General features: G+C 36.0%; 14 protein-coding genes, 1 tRNA gene and 1 pseudogene. 13 read left to right on the forward strand and 3 right to left on the reverse strand.

What is annotated here, in order from left to right; translation table 11 throughout:
- Positions 1-237 precede the first annotated feature (237 nt).
- From RHO12_02775 to RHO12_02800, 6 genes and pseudogenes are all read left to right on the forward strand, one after another.
- The gene (locus RHO12_02775; protein WVD66706.1) at positions 238-1,002 is read left to right on the forward strand and encodes an ABC transporter ATP-binding protein; all 765 of its coding nucleotides are present in this window, start codon (positions 238-240) and stop codon (positions 1,000-1,002) included.
- Positions 999-1,937: an ABC transporter substrate-binding protein gene (locus RHO12_02780; GenBank protein WVD66707.1), complete on the forward strand. Its 939-nt coding sequence runs from the start codon at positions 999-1,001 to the stop codon at positions 1,935-1,937. Before RHO12_02775 ends, RHO12_02780 begins: the two co-directional genes overlap by 4 nt.
- 9 nt (positions 1,938-1,946) lie before the next feature.
- Positions 1,947-3,902 (forward strand): Fe(3+)-hydroxamate ABC transporter permease FhuB, encoded by a 1,956-nt coding sequence (gene fhuB, locus RHO12_02785; protein ID WVD66708.1) that lies wholly within the window; start codon positions 1,947-1,949, stop codon positions 3,900-3,902.
- A 57-nt stretch (positions 3,903-3,959) separates the two neighbouring features.
- The gene (locus RHO12_02790) at positions 3,960-6,029 is read left to right on the forward strand and encodes a TonB-dependent siderophore receptor (protein WVD66709.1); all 2,070 of its coding nucleotides are present in this window, start codon (positions 3,960-3,962) and stop codon (positions 6,027-6,029) included.
- A gap of 254 nt (positions 6,030-6,283) precedes the next feature.
- Positions 6,284-6,360, forward strand: a tRNA-Arg gene (locus tag RHO12_02795).
- Between the two features lie 568 nt (positions 6,361-6,928).
- A pseudogene (locus RHO12_02800) lies at positions 6,929-7,036 on the forward strand (IS481 family transposase).
- 485 nt (positions 7,037-7,521) lie between these two features.
- Here RHO12_02800 and RHO12_02805 read toward each other — a convergent pair.
- Both RHO12_02805 and RHO12_02810 read right to left on the reverse strand, forming a co-directional pair.
- Positions 7,522-8,019: a hypothetical protein gene (locus RHO12_02805; GenBank protein ID WVD66710.1), complete on the reverse strand. Its 498-nt coding sequence runs from the start codon at positions 8,017-8,019 to the stop codon at positions 7,522-7,524.
- Positions 8,020-8,208: 189 nt separating this feature from the next.
- Positions 8,209-9,042 (reverse strand): alpha/beta hydrolase family protein, encoded by an 834-nt coding sequence (locus RHO12_02810; GenBank protein ID WVD66711.1) that lies wholly within the window; start codon positions 9,040-9,042, stop codon positions 8,209-8,211.
- A gap of 451 nt (positions 9,043-9,493) precedes the next feature.
- Here RHO12_02810 and RHO12_02815 point away from each other — a divergent pair, with 451 nt between their 5' ends.
- The 7 genes from RHO12_02815 to RHO12_02845 all read left to right on the forward strand — a co-directional run bounded on the left by RHO12_02815 (position 9,494) and on the right by RHO12_02845 (position 16,325).
- Complete coding sequence (locus RHO12_02815) at positions 9,494-10,039, forward strand: fimbrial protein (protein ID WVD66712.1); 546 nt, start codon at positions 9,494-9,496, stop codon at positions 10,037-10,039.
- 108 nt (positions 10,040-10,147) lie between these two features.
- Positions 10,148-10,831 (forward strand): molecular chaperone, encoded by a 684-nt coding sequence (locus RHO12_02820; GenBank protein WVD66713.1) that lies wholly within the window; start codon positions 10,148-10,150, stop codon positions 10,829-10,831.
- Positions 10,832-10,972: 141 nt separating this feature from the next.
- A complete protein-coding gene (locus tag RHO12_02825) occupies positions 10,973-13,471 on the forward strand; it encodes a fimbria/pilus outer membrane usher protein (protein ID WVD66714.1) in 2,499 nt (832 codons plus the stop codon).
- A 14-nt stretch (positions 13,472-13,485) separates the two neighbouring features.
- The gene (locus RHO12_02830; protein ID WVD66715.1) at positions 13,486-14,019 is read left to right on the forward strand and encodes a fimbrial protein; all 534 of its coding nucleotides are present in this window, start codon (positions 13,486-13,488) and stop codon (positions 14,017-14,019) included.
- A complete protein-coding gene (locus RHO12_02835; GenBank protein WVD66716.1) occupies positions 14,012-14,524 on the forward strand; it encodes a fimbrial protein in 513 nt (170 codons plus the stop codon). Before RHO12_02830 ends, RHO12_02835 begins: the two co-directional genes overlap by 8 nt.
- Positions 14,517-15,173 carry a fimbria/pilus periplasmic chaperone gene (locus RHO12_02840; GenBank protein ID WVD66717.1) on the forward strand — a complete coding sequence of 219 codons (657 nt, stop codon included), beginning with the start codon at positions 14,517-14,519 and terminating at the stop codon, positions 15,171-15,173. Before RHO12_02835 ends, RHO12_02840 begins: the two co-directional genes overlap by 8 nt.
- A gap of 24 nt (positions 15,174-15,197) precedes the next feature.
- Positions 15,198-16,325 carry a hypothetical protein gene (locus RHO12_02845; protein ID WVD66718.1) on the forward strand — a complete coding sequence of 376 codons (1,128 nt, stop codon included), beginning with the start codon at positions 15,198-15,200 and terminating at the stop codon, positions 16,323-16,325.
- A 142-nt stretch (positions 16,326-16,467) separates the two neighbouring features.
- Here the strand turns inward: RHO12_02845 and RHO12_02850 are convergent, their stop codons facing one another.
- Positions 16,468-16,677 carry a cold-shock protein gene (locus RHO12_02850; GenBank protein WVD66719.1) on the reverse strand — a complete coding sequence of 70 codons (210 nt, stop codon included), beginning with the start codon at positions 16,675-16,677 and terminating at the stop codon, positions 16,468-16,470.
- Positions 16,678-16,846 lie beyond the last annotated feature (169 nt).

Consider the following 16,846-nt stretch of genomic DNA (forward strand, 5'->3'; position numbering starts at 1 on the left):
AAAATAGATTAAAGACACGTTATTCGATGCCAATTATTACCTTTCATAACAAGAAAAGCAAATAATAGTAATCAGTTAGCTGTAATTTTAAGGTTAAAAAGAGCACGATTTTATATAACGATGCGATAATACAATTGATCGCTCGATGCTAATTCGTATAAAAATATTATTGTTATGGACAATCATTCTCATTTTCATTATCATTTCTGTTGATCATTACTTACCTAAAAATATATTGTGTTAATTGCTGATAAAATCACCTATGCAGTCGGTGAAAAGCAGATCCTTTTCCCCACTTCTGCAACATTTGAACCAGGCCAGTTATATGGCATTATTGGTCATAATGGCTCAGGCAAATCGACGTTTGTAAAACTGCTCGCTAGGCAGCAACCCTGCTCGACAGGTAGTGTGTTTGTCGATAGTAAACTAATTAATCACTATAAAACCAAACAATTAGCAAGAAAAATCAGTTACTTGCCACAATATTTACCCGCTGACATCCATCTTACCGTCGCTGAGTTAGTTAAATTAGGTCGTTATCCTTGGAAAGGGTCCTTAAAGCGGTTTGATGAGGATGATGATAAGATTATTCAAAACGCATTAACACAAACCCACACTTTGAGCTATCAAAAACAGTTTTTGCAGTTTCTCTCTGGCGGCGAACGCCAACGCGTCTGGCTGGCAATGTGTTTAGCGCAACAATCTCACTATTTGATTTTAGATGAGCCCTTGTCTGCACTTGATATTCATCACCAAATTGAGGTGATGACGCTGCTACAAACCCTTGCCCATCAGCAAAATATTACCATTATTGTGGTTATGCATGATATCAATCTGGCGAGTGAATTTTGTGATGCTATTTTAGCGTTTAAACAAGGGCATTTAATTTATAACCAACCAGCACCTGCGTTTATCAAGCAATCAACGCTGCATGATATTTATGATGTTAATTTTACCATTATTGATCACCCTATTCGCCACCATCCAGTGGCGCTACCATGATGATTAGACTCCTAAGCAAAAAACTGACTCTCGCAGTCTCTTTAATGTTAATCAGTATGAGTGGTCTGGCATTGGCCGATACAGCCGCCCATCAACTCACTCAACCTCATCAAGCACAACAGATTATTACGACCGACTGGTCGATCGCGGAAACATTGTTAATGTTTGATGCCCCTCTTGTTGGGATCGGCGATGTGATGCAGTATAAAAATTGGGTGGTGACGCCTCGTATTAGCGATAAGGTGATTGATCTTGGCCTGCGTTCACAACCCAATATGGAGGCATTAATTGAGGCACAAGCCAATACTTTGATTAATTCAAGTTGGTTTCAGCATATTTTGCCACCCGAGTTAATTAATAACCGCTATACCCTGCACGCGGTTGATTTTTATACTGATGAAGGGCTTTCTTGGCACAATACAGTTACGCAAACATTACTATTAGGTAAAATTAGCCAACGTGAAGCGGAGGCTCAAGCATTAGTAGCAAAGGTTGCAACGGCTATAGCGACAGATCGGCGACACCTTGACAGGTTTGCCGATCGGCCGATTGCCATGGTGCAATTTATTGATGCCAGGCACCTGCGCATTTATGGTAATAATAGTTTATATGGCGTCGTGTTAAATAAACTAAGCTTGCACAACGCATGGCAGCAGGCAACTAATGGGTGGGGGTTTAAGCAAATTAACCTGCTTGATTTAGCCAATTTACCCCCCTCAACGTTACTCATTATTATTGCCCCCTATCCGGCTAATCTCGCTGAAAAGTTGCGCCATAACCCGCTCTGGTTGCAGTTACCATTTGCCAATAAGCAAAATTATCGAGTGCTCCCTGCAGTTTGGGCATTTGGTGCCCTGCCATCAATGCAACGATTCAGTCATTTATTAACCGATTCGTTATTAGATCCACCCCATTATGCTTGGCCTGATGAGTAGGTAGCAACCATGAAAAAATCAACACTCTGCTTAATCTGTTTGTTGCTACTATTTATTGTTACGCTGATTAGCTGCTATTTGGCTTTTATTAACCAATATAATGTATATCAAGCGCAAGTCTCGTCGACATTGTTGGCAAATATTGTCGTTGATGCGTTATTACCGCGCATTGCTATGGCTATTTTAGTCGGCGGTGCGTTAAGCGTTAGCTCACTATTATTACAGCAAATAACTCATAATCCATTAGCGTCGGATACCACATTGAGTATCAATAGTGGCGCTTACCTATTGCTATTAGTTGCCACGCTCTTTGTTCCATCTTTATTGCATTGGTTAGATCCGTCATTAATTGCGTTGATTGGTGCACTACTTGCGCTATGTGTGGTATTAGCGCTCTCGTATCGGCAGCAATTTTTATCGACCCGGATGCTTCTTGCTGGTTTAGTTTTAAATCTTTACCTCGGCGCAATAGCGGCAATTATTGTTATTTTTAACCCCGAATCATCACAAGCATTGTTTCAATGGGAAGCGGGATCACTTGTACAAGATAGCTGGCAAGATGTGATTAAGCTAGCAATCGTTAGTGTTGTGTGTCTCGCTTTATTCATGTTACTCAGTCGAGCACTCCAGATTATGCAGTTATCTGATGATCAAGCGAGTAGTTTGGGGGTAAATGTAAAGTGGATTAGAGCGTTGATCTTAGTCAGTTTATGCTATTTATGCGCGACAGCAATTAGTTTGGTAGGGATGATTGGCTTTATTGGCTTAGCTAGTGCAACCATTATTAATCAGTTTCAGCTGATATCAATCAAGCTGCGCTTATGCGCGACCTACCTGATGGGCGCCTTGTTACTTTTATTAACAGATAGTGTACTTATTTTACTGCAACACTATAGTAATTTTTACCTCCCTGTTGGCGCAACTAGTGCATTTATTGGAACGCCGCTCTTGCTTTATTTGATTTTTAAGGTTTTACCCAATCAGTTACAAGTCAATGAACCGAGTGCGGGATCGCCCCCCAATAACGCCGTAAACAAGATTATCGGGCTATGGATTATTGGCGGGCTATTTGTACTCTTGCTGGCGGTCAGTTTTTTTGTCAAAAATTCAGCACATGGTTTGCTGCTACTCGACTTCGATAGTGTGCGATTACAGCTTAAGTTGCCTCGAATTTTAACCGCTATCGTTAGTGGCGCGATGCTTAGTTTATGTGGGATGGTGCTGCAACGATTGACCCGCAATCCAATGGCCAGCCCTGAATTATTGGGCATTAGTTCTGGTGCAGCTATTTTTGTGATTACCGCTTTTTTATTTTTTAATATTGGTTATCAATATTTATGGCTTTTTGCCTTATCTGGGGCAATCGTTACATTTGTGTTTATTGCGTTAGTTAATTATCGTAATCAATTTCAACCCGACAAAGTGATCTTAACGGGCGTTGCGATCTCAGCATTATTGACCGCACTGTTACGGCTATTTCTAGCCAATGGTGATCCTCGAGCGCAGTATTTATTAATTTGGCTATCGGGTTCAACTTATGCCAGCCAATTATCAACAACGTTGATGTATGCTTTAATTGGCGCTGTTTGTTTGGTGATCCTCTGGTTTGCTCAACGAATTTTGACCTTATTTTTGTTACCCGCCCCGATCGCGCGCTCCTTAGGTTTGCCGGTCTCTTATGCCCGGATCGGTTTGATTATGGTTGTGACCCTATTAATTACCTTAGCGACCTTGCAAATTGGCCCACTTAGTTTTATTGGTTTATTAGCGCCACTCATCGCTCGGTTACTTGGGTTTAGTGAAACGCGCTGGCAAATGGCAATGTCACTGTTAATTGGCAGTGGTTTAATGATGGTTGCCGATTGGATTGGACGTAATATTGCCTATCCTTATGAAATTCCGGCGGGTTTAATTGCCAGCTTAATCGGTGGTACCTGTTTTTTAGCCTTGATGCGAAAGTTATAGCAAGATAGTAACTCGATTATTATGGCTGTTTATTTGTGTTATTTAGTTGGAGATTTTATGCGTCAAAACAGATCAATAATATTTACGCGCGTTCTTATCGCAAATAGTTTGCTGCTTACCTTAACTCTACCAGTTTATGCAACTGCCGAGCAAAATGATAAAAAAAATGATGATGTCGACGTTATCACGGTTATTGGTTCGGTTGCCAAAACCGGAGAGATGCGTTTTTATGATCCCCAGTCGGTTGCGAGTGTTTCGCAACAGACTATTGCACAACAAAATTTTGAAAAAGTCGATCAAGCGCTATCTTATACATCTGGGGCACTACAAGGCATGTATGGCAATGATAGTAAAACCAATTGGTTAAAAATGCGTGGATTAGATGTTTCTTATACCTTTAATGGTTCACCCGCAATAACGACTGGCTATTTTGGTGAGACGGCAGATATTTATGGCGTAGAGCAAGTCGAAGTAGTAAAAGGCGCCAACTCATTTTTATATGGCGCCAGTAAACCTGGCGGCACCGTTAATTTAATCTCTAAACGCCCAACTGATAGCCCACAAGGCCAAATTAAAACCTACTGGGGAAGTGATCATAATCAAGGCATTGCTGGCGATTATAGCGGAATATTGACCGATGATAATAGTGTGCGTTATCGATTAGTGGGGACCTATCGTGACCGCGATGGGCAGCAAGATTATACCAATTACAAAAGTTATTACCTTGCGCCATCTCTAATTTGGGATATTGATAACCAAACGGCTGTGACGTTTTTAGCCTCAATCCAGAAAACCCACGGCATTCCAGAGAATGGCTTTCTTCCCGCCTACGGAACGTTAATTAGCCCACCAATGGGTAAGATAGATAAAGATACCTTTTTTGGTGAACCTGGCTATAACTATTACAGCAAAGATAATCAATCTTTAAGCTATGAGTTTAAGCATATTTTTGATAATGAGTGGACGTTTAGCCAAAATTACCGTTACAGCCATGAGAAAGTCGATATTAAAGGTGTCTATGCCTCTTACGCAGATGAGTTAAATGGTAAAATGGTACGTAACTCTTTTGGGCAAAAAGGCTCGGTTGATAGCCATACGATCGATAATCGCTTAACCAAGACATTTAATTTTGCCGATTGGACTAATAGTTTATTGGTTGGCTTTGAATATCAACATACTAAAATGTCTGGACAAGACTACAATAATTATGGCGATTCGTTAACTGATCTTTACCATCCAAGTTATGGTTACAAGCCAAACGAACCCTACTCGCCTTTTTTACTTAAAGCACAAGAGTATGGCATTTATCTACAAAATCAGCTGGTTTATGATTACCGTTTAATTCTCAATCAAGGGATTCGTTACAATAAAATTAAGAATAACGGTTATTGGAGTGGCGCCGATTTTGATCGAGACTATAATCATACCACCTTTAACCTTGGTGCGATGTATGTGTTTGATAACGATGTATCACCGTATATGAGTTACTCAGAGTCATTTACGCCAGTTTATGGTTATAGCGATAGCCAACAAACCCTTTATAAGCCTTATTCCGCTAAGCAATGGGAAGTGGGTATTAAATATGCGCCCGATTGGTTACAGGGTGAAATGACATTCGATTATTTTCATATTAAAGCGCAAAATGCCTTTACTTCAAACGGTACGGGTCAAGCGGCACAAACCCTTGAAACGCTAAGCAAAGGGATTGAGTTCCAATTAAAAACCCAATTGACTGAGCAAATTAATTGGAATGCAGCTTATACTTATACTGACGCGACAACTGATTTGAGCCCAACCCGAACAGTGCAATCACCGATGATCCCCAAACATAGCATTGCCACATGGATTGATTATCAATTTACTCAAGGTGTATTTGATGGTTTAACCATTGGGAGTGGCATTCGCTATGTAGGCAAAACAAAAGATGAAGCAAATTTACCCGCTGGCACCGTTGTACCAAGCTACACCGTTTGGGATGCAATGATAAAATATGATATCAGCCGTGATTTAAATCTACAGCTTAACGCGGCTAATTTAACCAATAAAAGCTATATTGCAAGTTGTAACTATTGGTGTTATTACGGCGCTGAGCGTAATGTGACCGCAACATTAAGTTATCACTTTTAATTTTATGTAAGACCAATAAAGCAGTTAGACAAACACTGACCAAAGGGCTTTGAATAGATGAGTTAATAATTCACGCCCTTTTGGTTATCATGTTGCCGCCATGCTTTATTATGTGATAAAAAGAGCAATATGATTACGCAATTAGATAAAAATTGGTTATATTTTATTATAACAGTGAATAAATAGTTAAAATTCATTGACGGAATAAAATGGCTTTATATAATACATGGCGTCTAAATAGCATTTCTATTATTGTCTCCTTAGCTCAGCTGGATAGAGCAACGGCCTTCTAAGCCGTAGGTCACAGGTTCGAATCCTGTAGGGGACACCATTAATATCCTCTGATTAACCAAACTCACTGCTTGTTTTATATCGCACTGGATTCGAACCTTAGGTTCGATAAAATTTTTATGGAAAAAATTTAAACAACGCACTCGCGTTGACCCTACAGGGTGAGCGACAGGATGTCGCGAATAATCCTATAGGGGACACCATTAATATTTCCGATTAATCCAACATTGCATCCATGTTATATCGCACTGGATTCGAACCTTAGCTTCGATAAAATTTTTATGGAAAAAATTTAAACAACGCACTCGCGTTGACCCTATAGGAGGAGCGACAGGATGTCGCGAATAATCCTATAGGGGACACCAACAATACCAAGCATTTACAAAAATTAATAAGAAAAATAAAATTTAAATGGGTTAACTAACGGGTTAGCTTATTTTTTTAGTACTATTTTTACTGCCCACCTCGCACTTATTTATCTCACTAATTTAATCAAAATTAAACTCATGTATCATGAATAAAAACACATGAGCTTAACATGATCACAATCAACTACATCAAAACTATCTATATTAGATTTCAATACAATGAGAATGACGTTATAAACCGATCTGGACAATTGGTTAGATTATTACAATAATGAACGAGCCCATCAGGGTAAAATGTGCTGTGGTCGAACACCAATGGACACATTACTTGATGGAAAACGAATCTAGGAAGAGAAAAATTTGAACCAGATTTAACCTGACAGATACCTAATGAAAAACGGGTAACTGTCAGATTAAGTTTGAGCTAGTACAACTAATGGCTGTTTTGTTTTTAGATATTTTATATGAATAAACTAATAAAAATATTTTCTATAAAAGCTTAATGTGGAATTTATAGCAATGCGTAAATTAACAAAAATAGTGGTCATACTGTCAATTGTTATGTTTTTATTATCTCTAATTACTGGTATTTGTTTAATTGTTATAAATGAAACTAGAGAAAACTATGAGCATTTTTTTTATACTGAACTTTATGATTTAGTCAGCTACTCTGTGGTAGCAGAATTATTCTTTATTTTAATATTTCTTCTATCACTAATTTTATTGTTCATTCTTCTGACTGTTAAAGTTGTTATGAATTTTATAACAGAAAGCCGCAATTAAGCGGCTTATAAATAATAAAAAATATTCTACATGATACTCATACTATTATTTCAAACTTGGGGTATTTTTTTCTGTCTACTTTTTATGATAGAGACACCTAAAAAAAGGCCTGAAATATTAGATATAGATGCTATTGCTAAGACAATTAGATAATGATTTTTCAGTGAAGACTCTATATCCATGCTAAAAATTCCTCGCATAGCAAACAAAGTTATAATAACGGTCAACACACCGAAAATAATTGCAAAAATAGCACCGGTTAAAACTCGTTTTTTAGGTGCGACCGAGCCAATAGCATCGGTCATTGTCATATACACTAAACCGGATAAAATAGCGCTTATGTAAAGTGATAATAAATATGATAATTTTTCAATTATACTAATAATAGTATCTAAAAATAAAACCCTAACGGCAATATATGTAATTATCATGGCTGGTAAGAGACTAAGCCATCTCAATCTCGGTGACCAGTTTTTCATAAATAAAAGGCCTCCATCTTCATCATAAGAGATAATCTTTTTTCTATTTTTAGCTTCTTTGTTATTCATTTTAATTACCTATTAAACATGCGAATAAATATCATATATACCATTTAATTTTTTAGCAATAATCTTCATATTTAATATATTGTTTTGATAACAGCTAATACATCTAAGTTTAAGCAACTATTACTGAGCTAATTTTAAAATTTAAGCTCAGCAAGTCATGATGGAAAAGTTATAGCACCAATAAAGTGGCTACTTTAACGATAATACGGCTTGCTTGGTCTCTAGTGCATTTGATAAAAATTGGATTTGATATTTAATCGCATTATTCCAATAATTCCACGTATGCCCACCATCACGTTCGATATAATCATGTGGAATTTTTAACTCTAGCAGTTTTTTATGTAACTGCCGATTAGTATTGATAAAAAAATCATCTACCCCGCAATCAATAATGACCTTGATACCTGAAAAAATAAAATGATGAGCATTGTTGATTATCGCCTTATCATGCCAAAAATTAGCATTATCAATAGGATCTCCAAACACATTGATTAATCCCCAATTTTTAGCAAAGCTTCGAGGATCAACTCCGCCACTCATACTACCAACTGCACCAAATTGATTTTGATGGTTTAATGCAATATTAAGCGCGCCAAACCCACCCATACTTAATCCGGTGATCGCTCTGGCTTTTTTACTCGCAATGGTTCTAAACTCTTTATCGATAGCATTAACTACTTCTGAGCTAATATAAGTTTCAAATTGGCTATTTTTATCAATAGGACTATCAATATACCATTTGTCATAGTTGCCATCAGGCATAATTAGGATCAGCTGATATTGATCGGCTAGTGTTGCAATATTACTATTTTTGAGCCAATCTTGATAATTACCGCTCCAGCCGTGTAAAACATAAATGGTCGGGTAATTGTTGTCATTTATATCATAAGAATCGGGTACAACAACCGTTGCTTTATAGCCTTTACCCATTACAGTGCTGTTTATTAGCGGTTCTTTAATCGTATAGCTATAAGCACTAAATGAAAGCATCAATGTTAAACCTAAAGCGAATAATGTCCTCATTGCATTTACTCCTTTTTATTAAGTTAACGGTATTAAAATTAGTAACAACCAAGATTGAGATTGATTCAAACAATCACACAAATAATATCTTATCAACTTTCCCGCTGTAAACCTGCTATTTTAATCAAGCTTAAGTCTACATTATCGTTTGAAATAGGTTTATTTGATAAACGATAACTTATCACTCAAAAAACACTCATTTTTTTTCATAAAAATCAACCAAGCTCGTCCTAAAAAACAAAAATAAAACATTTTTACGACCAGTAAAATTATTAACATAATGATTTAAATTGAAATAATCATAAAAATACTTGAATTAATCAATTTCACGAGGAAAAACTTTGCGATTTTAAAAAAAAGAATATATACTCCGCCAAGTAATTTAATCTACATGGTTTAGTTTAGTTTAGATTACTCTATGATGAAAATTTTATAAAAATAAGGATACAATATGAACAAATTAGTTTTATCTGCACTTGTTGCGGGCGCATTTTTATCGTCTTCTGCTTTTGCTGCTGACCCGTTAAATGTTAACGGCGGTACTGTGACTTTTAATGGTAAAGTAATTGATGGTGCTTGTAGCATTAAAACTGGCGATGATAAAAAAATCGTTGAATTACCAGCAGTAAAAGCAACTATTTTTTCAACAAAAGATCAAGTTGCAAATGCTAAAACTGAGTTTACTATTACTTTAGAAGATTGTGCTATAGATACTTTTAGAAATGTTGCTGTTACATTTAGTGGTCAAAAAGATTCTACAAACGCTAAGTATTTAAGTAATAATAACTCTGGTACTGGTGCGGCAAAAAATGTAGCCTTACAACTTTATGGCCAAGATGGTGATGCAATCACTTTAGGTACTAAAGAAGCAGGTAAATTAGTTCTTAACACTGGTACTAACGTTCTTCGTTATAGTGTTGATTACGTTTCAACAACCCCAGACGTCACTGCGGGTACCGTTAACGCTACTGCTGATTTCCAATTAAATTATAACTAATAATTGAGTTATCTGTAATATACAAAACATTACCCGATTAAACTGGTAATGTTTTTTATTTTAACAAGCTCGTAATGGAGCTTGCTTTTCTTATTAATGGTACTTCCTATGTTAAAAAAATTAATCATTGTTTTTTTATCTATTTTTATATGCCAATTTGCGCATGCTGCAGGTGTTTCGTTAGGGGCAACAAGGGTTATTTATCCTATCAATGCAAATCAAGTCACACTTAAAGTCTATAATTCAGATAACGAAGGTAATTATCTTATCCAATCTTGGATCACAGATTCTGCAGATAAAAAGAATGGTGACTTTATTATTACTCCGCCATTATTTGTTATGAAGGCTGGCCTTAATAATATGCTTAGAGTGGTTTATACCGGAAATAGAGAGAATTTAGCAAAAGACAAAGAATCATTATTCTATTTCAATTCAAAAGTTATTCCATCAACTGCTGAACTCGCTAAAAATCAAAATGCGTTAATGATTTCAACAACAACAAAAATTAAGTTATTTATGCGCCCCAACGGTTTGACCATTGAAGATGCGCTTGAAGCACATAAAAAATTGAAATGTAGTTATCAAAATAATCAAATAAAAATTGAAAATCCGACACCTTTTTATCTGAATTTAGTCTCTTTAAGAGTTAATAATCATGATGTATCAAATGCAGCAATGATCCCGCCGATGGATTCGGTATTGCTTAAAACATCGATAAAAGGACCGTCATTACTATTTAATGTCATTAATGATTACGGCGCGCAAATAAAAGATAACATTTGTACGTTATAACCTTATAAACAATGGCATAGCAATCGCTTTGCCATTTAGACTGTTTAATTAGCAAATAAATAGAGTATTAAAGATCAGACAAAAATTACCAGAATAAAAAAAATAATAAAAATAATAATTAATTAAAGATGATGAAAAAGTATGTCAATAATAAAAAAATTTTTGCTTACCGCTGCGATTTTTCCAGCGGGAATATCTTCTGCGCAGGATTATTTTAATCCACTATTTTTAGGCTCAGATATTGCATCTATTGCTGATTTGACCTATTTAAATCAGGGGAATGAATTTACACCAGGTGAATATTATTTAGATTTATATGTTGGCGAGACTTATGTGCGAAATATATTTATCAAATTTTATCAAGATGCGAAAACTCAAAAGGTATTACCTTGCCTTGTAAAAGATATTCTAACAACGATACCTTTTAATCAAAGCGCTTTGAAAAAATTAGATTTAGCAAATGAATCGCCTGATGAATGTATTAAAATTTCAGCAAAATTACCAAATACTAGTTATAAGGTTGATTTGACAAACTCTTCATTAAGAATGTCAATCCCACAAATTTTTTTATCAGCTGTTTATTCTACTCTAGCACCTGAAAAAGAGTGGAATGATGGTATTACAACTTATTTAATGAATTATAGCTTTTCTGGCGCCTATTCCAAAAATAAGCATGACAGTGACTATCAGTCTTATTATTTGAGTATGAATAATAAGGTTAACTGGGGAGCATGGCGCCTTTATGGCAGTGGTTATTGGAATGCAAATAAGTCTGGCTCACACTCCCGACATGAATTTAATACCAATAGCATTTATTTAGCTCGACCAATAGCTCCCCTAAAAAGCAGTTTGACACTAGGTCAGAGTTCATTGGGTTCGAATCTATTTGACTCTATATCCTACATTGGTATGGGACTAACTCGTGCTGGTGATATGTTGGCAGATAGCGAAAAAGGCTACTCTCCTCCTATTCGAGGAATTGTTGATTCACGGTCGAAAATTACCATTAGACAAAATGGTTCCATTATCTATCAAACCTACGTTGATCCAGGACCTTATAATATTACTGATTTAAACCCTGTCGGTTCGAGTGGTGATTATCAAGTAGAAGTTACTGCGGCAAATGGCACGGTAGCAACCTATTCTGTTCCATATGCCACGGTAACTAATTTACTAACCGAGGGTAATTTTGACTACTCTTTTGCTATTGGTAAATTAGATGAGAATGACTCATCTAAAAAAAGCTTTGTGCAAAGCTCATTTTCATATGGCTTACCAAATAGAATTACCGCTTATATGGGCACCCAATTATCATCCAAATATAAAGCTTTTGGTTTTGGTTTAGCCCATGATTTCGGTTATTTTGGCGGCGTTTCTATTGATGCCATTTCATCGCAAGCTCATTTGGATGACGAGAGTTATGAATCAGGACAATCATATCGGTTACTGTATTCCAAGAATTTCTTAACATCTGGCACGAGTTTTCAATTAATGGGCTATCGTTACTCAACCGCTGGCTACTATTCATTTTCAGAGGCATCATCTAAAATATCGTCCTTTAATAATATAACGGGGCAATCTACCAACCGCTATCTGTACGGTAGACGAAAAAGTACCTTTCAAGCTAATTTTTCTCAAAACCTTGGCAACTATGGGCAAGTCTATATTTGGGGAGATAAAACCGATTATTGGGGAACGGCTAATAGTACCAACTTACAATTTGGCTGGAGTAAAACATTTGATGTATTAAATGGATTATCCGTCAATGCCACGTTTAATAACTACAAATATGAAAAACAAAAAAATAATTCTATCTATTTGTCATTAAATTTGCCTCTCTCTAGCCGCTCAAGTAATTATACTTTGTATGCATCAAATAGTTCTACTTACAACACGTCTAGCCATGATATGAGTAATAATACCAGCCTTTATGGTAATGGATTTGATAATAAATTAAGCTATGGCATTAACCAAAGTTTAAACAATCATGGTGGCTCAAGCACTACCGGCATTAATGCAACCTATTCTGCCGACATTGCCAAATTGAGCATGGGCGTAGTTCAAGCATCGAGCTCAAAGCAAGTAGATTATGGCATTGCTGGGAGCTTACTTGCTCATAGTGGTGGAATTGTATTCTCACGAGAAATTAGCGATACCGCGGTGTTAGTTGAAGCTAAAGGCGCCGCCGGAGCGAGAATAACGCGTCAAGGCGATAATATTGTTATTGGTAAAGATGGTTATGCACTGATCCCTTATGTGCAACCATATCATTATAATGATGTAGAGCTTGATCCTGGTACATTTTCAGACACTTTTGATATACAAGATAAAGTGCTCAAAACGGTACCTACTCAAGGCGCGATTACTAAAATTATCTTTGATGTCTTAACTGGATATAACTTCTTAATAACGCTTGAGTATCAAGGGCAGCCTGTGCCATTTGGTGCGTTAGTTTTAAATACCAGTAATAAATCAACCGCTATCACTAATGATGATAGTACCGTTTACCTTACTGGGGTTGAGAATAATTCATCATTTAGTATTCAATTAACCCCAAATACGTCTTGCACATTTAAAGTCAGTTATGGCGATAATTTTATTCCTAATATGATTAATAAGCGTAGTGTAACGTGCTTGTAACAAGGATTATATAAATGATAAAAAAATATCAGTTAAGTTTTATTGCTTTTTTGGCTTTAGTTAGCTTTACGTCATATGCAACTGACGTAGAAATTCAGATAACCGGTAAAGTTGTTACGCAAACTTGTAATGTTATCAATGACGATAAAGAAAAACATGTTGCCTTTGCTGACTTCAATCAAACAATGTTTAAAACCATTGGTGATGTTAGCGAATCGAAGCCAGTAAAAATTAAGTTAGAAAATTGCAATCCATCAATCGATAAAATTAGCTATCAGTTTTCAGGTGAGCCAGAGCCATCCGATACCAGTTTACTTAAGGTGCTTGGTAATAGCCAAGGCGCTATAGTGTCAAGTGGGCTGGCGATTCAAATACTTGATTCATCGCAATCACCTATTAAATTAAATCAATCTTATACACTGAATAATATTATCTTTAAAGATGTGGGGAAATATGATTTTGACTTTTTTTTAAGGTATAAATCAATCGGCGTAGTGACTATCGGTGATGCTTCATCGGTATTGTATTTGGATTTTAATTATGAATAAATATATTTTATACGCGAGCTCTTTTAGCATGCTTTTAGCATCTTATTATTTAGCGGCAGAGGTTCCAATATATATTACCGCTAAAGTCGTAGAAAAAGCCTGTACGATCACCAGCGATTCTATTGTCGTTGATATGGGGATAGCTAACAGTAAAGGGGCTAAAGTTGGCATACCTTTTTCACCATTAGTCCCCTTTAAGATTAGTCTTAGTGACTGCCCAACAGGAACAATGCAAGCCCATGTGACATTGTCTACCAGCAATAGCACATCGCATTTTATTGAAAATGACAGCATAGAAAGTAGCAAGGCAAAAGGGTATGCCATCGCTGTTTATAATTCAGCAAATGAAATCATAGATATGCAAGATAATATGACCGATTTTATGATTGATCATAATAGTCTATATACTGACTTAAATTTTAGCGCGGCATTTGTTAAAACTAATAATGATGCTTCGGCGGGCATTTTCCATGCCGTAGCATCATTTGAAATCGATTATGACTAAGTTATTTATGGCTAGATTTTTGATAATAGCGATATTTTTATCTTGTAATTGTACGGCAGGAGTCACCATTTTAGGCTCTCGTTTTATTATTGATGATCACACAAAACGCTTAAAAATAAGTATCAAAAATGATGATGAAGGCGATGCTTTGATTAAGACCAATGTTTATTGTAAAAATAAAAATGAAATTATTGCACTACCGCCACTTTTTGTTTTAGCCAAAAATACGGCAAATATTATTACACTCATCCCTAATTTAGTGGAAAAAAATAATCAAGATCAGCTTTGTAAATTATCTATTGCCGCAATCCCAAAATCGCCGATAGCAAAAAATAGTGCTGTTTTTTTAGCAGTAAGATCCAATTTGCATTTGATTTATCGGCATGACCAGTTAAAAAATGCTAACTTTGCACAATTAACGTTGATTAAAAAAGCAGATAATCAATTCTACTTATCAAACAATACTGACTTTGTCTTATCATTAATCATTAGTTTAGCTAAAGAGTCTGAATCTTATCTAAAAAAAACGCTACCACCAGGTGAATCAATGCCAGCGTCACTTTGCCAAACATCACCATGCAATTTGTCGATATCGGTTATTGGTGATGATGAGTCGATTATGAAAAAAATAAATCTTTCAGCCTTATAACCCTAATTTTCTATTGGTATTATTATGAAAAAAATTAACTATTATCTTACAACATTATTGCTACTCAGCCCGCTTGTCACCAATGCAAATAGCACTCAGGAGCTTTCTACAACAAACAATGAACTCAATTACACTGGGGGTGCCGATGCTCAGCAATACCGATCAATTGTTCTTAGCTCCTCTCAATTTTCACTTTACTTGTGTAATTCAGATAAAGTTGAATATAATTTGGCTAAGATTGATATGATTCCTCAAATACCGTATTCAAACATGACATTTCAATCTGGCCCCAGTTCTTATAACAATTATCTATTTGAATCAACAATTACATCTTATAAAATTGTTCCTTGGTATTCATCGACTAAATTTAATGGTGCTAATATGGGGCCAACGAATGATTTAGTACCACGTAGTATTTATAAGCAAGAAACAACTGCTTGGGATGGACGAGGTAGCCCAATAATGAATGATGACCGTAAAATGAGAAATAATATCGCGGCCACAGGCGGGGTGCGCGTTAATCACGGATTTTATATTTATAAAGGCACGGAGCGGGTTCCTGAGGGTAAATATACCTTAGCACCAATCAATGGCAATAAATTAATGGACTATAATTGCATTGATGATAAGGGCAACATACAAGAAACAATTTCGATAATAATGAAACCGATAACCTCTATTCAGACCGTAACAAGTTGTGTACCAGATAAAAAAATAGATAAAATTAATATGGATCCTGTAGCACTTGCGACGCTAGAAGCGGCAAATAGCTCTGGAGGTACTGTTGGAACAAAATCGTACTCATTTGGGTTAAAGTGCGATCCTAATGTTGCAGTTAATTTTTCATTAGTCGATTTACTTGATACATCAAATGTCTCTTATATTTCTAAACTAAGTAACGATTCAACCGCTAAAGGGGTGGGCTATACGGTATCTTATGGTTCGAGAGCACTTCGGTTTGGACCTGATATTTCGAGTGCTTTTCCTAGTGGTGATACGACGGTAGATCGCATACTGATAAAAAGGACTGAGGTATCTGGCGCCAATATTCCTGTTTCGTATTCGTTAAATTTTAGCTACGCACCAACGGGGGAAACCTTATCGCAAGGCACGGCAAACTCCACAATAGGAATAACATACTCTTATCAATAGTTAGCTTGCGCTGCTCAATAAAAAGCCTCACTATTTAGCGAGGCTTTTTATCTATACTCTAAATGGCTGTTGTTTATCAAGCTTGAGCATATCTAGATTTTTTTTATTCTTGCGTTTAACAAGAAAATAGTATTTTTTCAAATTATAAAACCGTTACATCGTTTGCTGCTGGTCCTTTAGGGCCATCACCAATAGTAAATTCAACTTTCTGACCTTCATATAAAGTTTTAAAGCCATCACCAACAAGTGATGAGAAGTGAACAAATAAATCTTTGCTACCATCATCTGGAGTGATAAAACCAAAACCTTTACTTTCGTTAAACCATTTAACTAAACCTGTTTTCTTTGTCATTTTAATATATCTCTTAATAAATTAATTGCAGCCTATATGGCTAATATGTGCTAGATTTTTACATTACAGTATTAAAAAATTAAGAAAATAGATTTAAAACAAGAAAAGAATTATTTTTGACTAAAAACTAGGTATTCTAAAATGTTGTATTAATGCAATTATCTGCGGG

Source organism: Orbaceae bacterium lpD02 (genome assembly GCA_036251875.1).
GTDB lineage: Bacteria > Pseudomonadota > Gammaproteobacteria > Enterobacterales > Orbaceae > Orbus > Orbus sturtevantii.